Source organism: candidate division KSB1 bacterium (assembly GCA_034505495.1).
Taxonomy (GTDB): Bacteria; Zhuqueibacterota; Zhuqueibacteria; order Residuimicrobiales; family Krinioviventaceae; genus Fontimicrobium_A.
Window position 1 is genome coordinate 1 of the sequence record JAPDQV010000016.1, and the last position, 3,704, is coordinate 3,704.

The window sequence follows — 3,704 nt, forward strand, 5'->3', positions numbered from 1 at the left end:
AACGCTGGATGAGTATCGCAAATACATCGAAAAAGATGCCGCCCTGGAGCGGCGGTTCCAGCCGATTTTGGTACAGGAACCGAGCGTTCAGGACACCATCTCCATTCTGCGCGGTCTGAAGGAACGGTACGAAGTGCACCACGGTGTTCGCATTCAGGACAGCGCGATTGTGGCGGCTGCGACCCTTTCCGACCGCTACATTGCCGACCGCTTCCTGCCGGATAAAGCCATCGATTTAATCGACGAGGCCGCTTCACGGCTGCGCATCGAGATCGACAGCATGCCGGCTGAGCTGGACGAAGTGGAGCGCAAGTACAAACAGCTGGAAATCGAGCGCGAGGCGCTCAAGCGCGAAAAGGATGAAGCCTCGAAAAAGCGCTTGGAGGATTTGAACAAAGAGATCGCAGAGTTGGAAGAGACGCGTCGTGAGCTGCGCGCGCATTGGGAGCTTGAGCGGCAGACCATCTCGCAGATCCGCTCGCTCAAAGAACAGATCGAGACGGCGCGCAACGAGGCGGCAAAAGCCGAGCGCGAGGGCGACTTGGCGCGGGCTGCCGAGCTCAAATACGGGCGTCTGGTCGAACTGGACAAGCAGCTGCAGGAGCTGAACCGCAGGCTGCAGGAGATCCAAAAAGACCGCAAGATGCTCAAAGAAGAGGTCGATGAAGAAGACATTGCCGAAGTGGTTACCAAATGGACCGGCATCCCGGTCAACCGCATCCTGGAGGGTGAGCGGGAAAAGCTGGTGAAAATCGAGGAGAGAATCCATCAACGGATGGTCAATCAGGACGAGGCGGTCGAAGCGGTGGCCAACGCGGTGCGGCGGTCCCGCGCCGGTCTGCAGGACAGCTCACGACCGATCGGCTCTTTTATATTTCTGGGATCAACCGGCGTCGGCAAGACCGAGCTGGCGCGTTCTTTGGCCGAGGTGCTGTTCGACGATGAACATGCCATGATCCGCATCGACATGTCCGAGTACATGGAGCGGCACGCGGTGTCGCGGCTGATCGGTGCGCCGCCGGGTTATGTCGGCTATGAAGAGGGCGGTCAATTGACGGAAGCGGTTCGCCGCCGTCCCTATTCGGTGATTCTGCTCGATGAGATCGAAAAGGCACATCCGGAGGTGTTCAACATCCTCCTGCAGGTGCTCGACGACGGTCGGCTCACCGACAATAAGGGACGAACCGTCAATTTCAAGAACACGATCATCATCATGACCTCCAACATCGGCGCGCAGTACATCATGGAGCGTACGCAGAATCTGACCGAAGCGAACCGCGAGCGCATCCACGAAGAGATAACGCGCGAGGTCTTCGGCCTGCTGCGGCAGACGCTGAGGCCTGAATTTCTCAACCGCATCGACGACATCATCGTCTTCCATGCGCTGGGCAAGGAGGAAATACGGCAGATCGTCAAGCTGCAGATTCGGCATGTCGAAAAACTGCTGGCCGACAAGCAGCTGAAGCTTGAGTTGACGCCGGAAGCCGAAGAGTATCTCATCGAAAACGGCTACGATCCGGCATTCGGCGCGCGGCCGTTGAAGCGCCTGATTCAGAAAGCGGTCATCAACCCCTTGGCGCTCAAACTGTTGGAAGGCCGCTACCAGCCCGGCGATACGGTGCGGATCGTCAAAAGGGAAAATTCCCTTGATTTTGAGTGAAAAAAGGGATAGATTGGCCGCTCAAACGGGAACTTGATTTGGGGGGACAACGTTAAAGCGGCGTTAAAATTCAATGGAGGAAAAGGTCTATGAAAAAAGCCTTCGCCCTTTTCGGCGTGATGACGATTTGTGCGGGGATTGTATTGGTAAACTGCGGACAAAAGGTCAAGGTAACGGAAGAACAGCTGTACGCGAAGGTGCTGGACTTTCAGAACAAGCAGCAATGGCAGGATGTTGCCGCTTCCTATGAAACGCTGATCAAGAGCTTTCCCAAGTCGGCAAAAGCGGACGAGTACCTTTACAACCTCGGCATGGTCTATGCGAACAATTTGAAAGAGTATCGCAAAGCGGTCGAGGCTTGGAAAAAGTTGGTCAAGCAGCATCCGAACAGCCGACTGGTGATCAACACCAAATTCATGATCGGCTACTGCCTGGCCAACGACATCAAAGATCTGCCCAAGGCCAAGGAAGCGTATGAGCAGTTTCTGAAGGAATATCCCGAGCACGAGCTGGCGCCGTCCGTTCGTTGGGAGCTCGATCATTTGGGACAGGATATCAGCCAGATCGATCTGAAACTGGGCGAAGAGGAAGTTGCGGCGACCAAATGAGCCGCTTGCCCGCCGGAATCCTCATAGAACATCTGCTGCCGAAGGGCGGGGATTTCGCCCTGAGGCAGCCGACCCTCTTCATTGGTGAATAGAGTATGTTGAACAAGACGCTGCTGATTGCCGCCTTGTTTTGTTTGTCGAGTGTGCTTTTCGCTCAAGACAACCCTTCTGAAAGCGGTATTCGTCTCAAGACTACGGTCAGCGCTGCCGAGACTCCCCTCAATCGAACCGTCGAGTTGGTTTTGCAGCTGACGTGGTCCGGCGACTTGTCGCGATACGAAATCTCACCCTTTGACGATCCGCTCGTCACGAATCTCAAAGTGATCGGATCCGGCTCTTCCAATCGCGTCGCCGTCGAGGCCGGACAGCCGACTGCGGTACGGGAATACACCTATACCCTGCAGCCGCAATCGCTCGGCATGGCCTATGTCGAACCGATGATCATTCGCTATACGGACACCGGCAGCGGCGAGCAGTACTATCTATCCTCGAGCAGAATTCCGATCAAAGTCGTCGATCCCATCCGCGAGTCACTCTTGAAACGGCCGATTTTATGGCTGATTCTTTTTGGGGCTGCGGCCGTCATTGCGGCCGGTTTGCTTGTTCGGCGCCGATTTTTGAAGCGAAAGGAAATGCAGGCTCAGGAACCTGTCGTGACGGTTCGGCCCATCGAGGAGACGTATCTGGAAGAGCTGCGCGGATTGTTCGATCCGTCGGATTTCTCTTCAGACGGTTCTTCAATCGTCGAAAAGGGTTCGCGACTGCTGCGCCGTTATCTGCAGGAAAAGTATGAGGCGCCCGGCTTGGAGGCCACCACCTCGGAATTATGCGAATTTCTTTACGCCGGCGGATTCGATGAGCTGTTCATCAACAAAGTGCGTGAGTTTTTAACGAATGCGGATCTGATCAAATTCTCCGGGCGAACGATCGACCGCAACGAAGCCGTGACCCTGCTCGGCGCCGTTGAGGCTGTCCTGCAGTCCGGTCTGCGCGGCGAACCTCACCGTTCCGCCTAACCGATTCCCAAAGGATTTTATAGCAAACAGTGGAGGTCATACGACTCATGACAGTCGATATCCAGGCGATTAACGCCAAAATCGAACGGGAGAGCGCCTTTGTCGAAAAGATCACGAGCCAAGTTTCGAAGGTGATCGTCGGACAGCGCTACATGATCGAGCGGCTGCTGATCGGTCTGCTTTCGGACGGTCACATCCTGCTCGAGGGCGTCCCCGGTCTGGCCAAGACTATGGCCGTAAAAACGCTTTCCGCCGCCATTCGCACCAAGTTCCAGCGTATTCAGTTTACACCCGATCTATTGCCCGCCGACATTATGGGCACCACCATTTACGAACAAAAGACCGGCACGTTTTCTGTAAAAAAGGGACCGGTGTTCTGCAACCTGCTGCTGGCCGATGAAATCAACCGTTCGCCGGCCA

Annotated in this window: 4 protein-coding genes; all 4 read left to right on the plus strand. The window is 55.5% G+C overall.

The annotated features are described in order from the left end of the window. A partial coding sequence (locus tag ONB24_08170; protein ID MDZ7316084.1) for an AAA family ATPase occupies nucleotides 1–1,660 on the plus strand: 1,660 nt, incomplete at its 5' end. Nucleotides 1,661–1,749: 89 nt separating this feature from the next. Further along, nucleotides 1,750–2,268, plus strand: coding sequence for a tetratricopeptide repeat protein (locus tag ONB24_08175; GenBank protein ID MDZ7316085.1), 519 nt, complete (start codon nucleotides 1,750–1,752; stop codon nucleotides 2,266–2,268). A gap of 95 nt (nucleotides 2,269–2,363) precedes the next feature. Then, nucleotides 2,364–3,284, plus strand: coding sequence for a BatD family protein (locus tag ONB24_08180; protein ID MDZ7316086.1), 921 nt, complete (start codon nucleotides 2,364–2,366; stop codon nucleotides 3,282–3,284). A gap of 47 nt (nucleotides 3,285–3,331) precedes the next feature. Further along, nucleotides 3,332–3,704 (plus strand): AAA family ATPase (locus ONB24_08185; protein MDZ7316087.1); only part of this gene is annotated, 373 nt, incomplete at its 3' end.

What these genes read in the sequence shown, in the direction of transcription:
- ONB24_08175 (MDZ7316085.1), top strand. Translation starts at nt 1,750, where the DNA reads ATGAAAAAAGCCTTCGCCCTTTTCGGCGTGATGACGATTTGTGCGGGG.
- ONB24_08180 (MDZ7316086.1), top strand. Translation starts at nt 2,364, where the DNA reads ATGTTGAACAAGACGCTGCTGATTGCCGCCTTGTTTTGTTTGTCGAGT.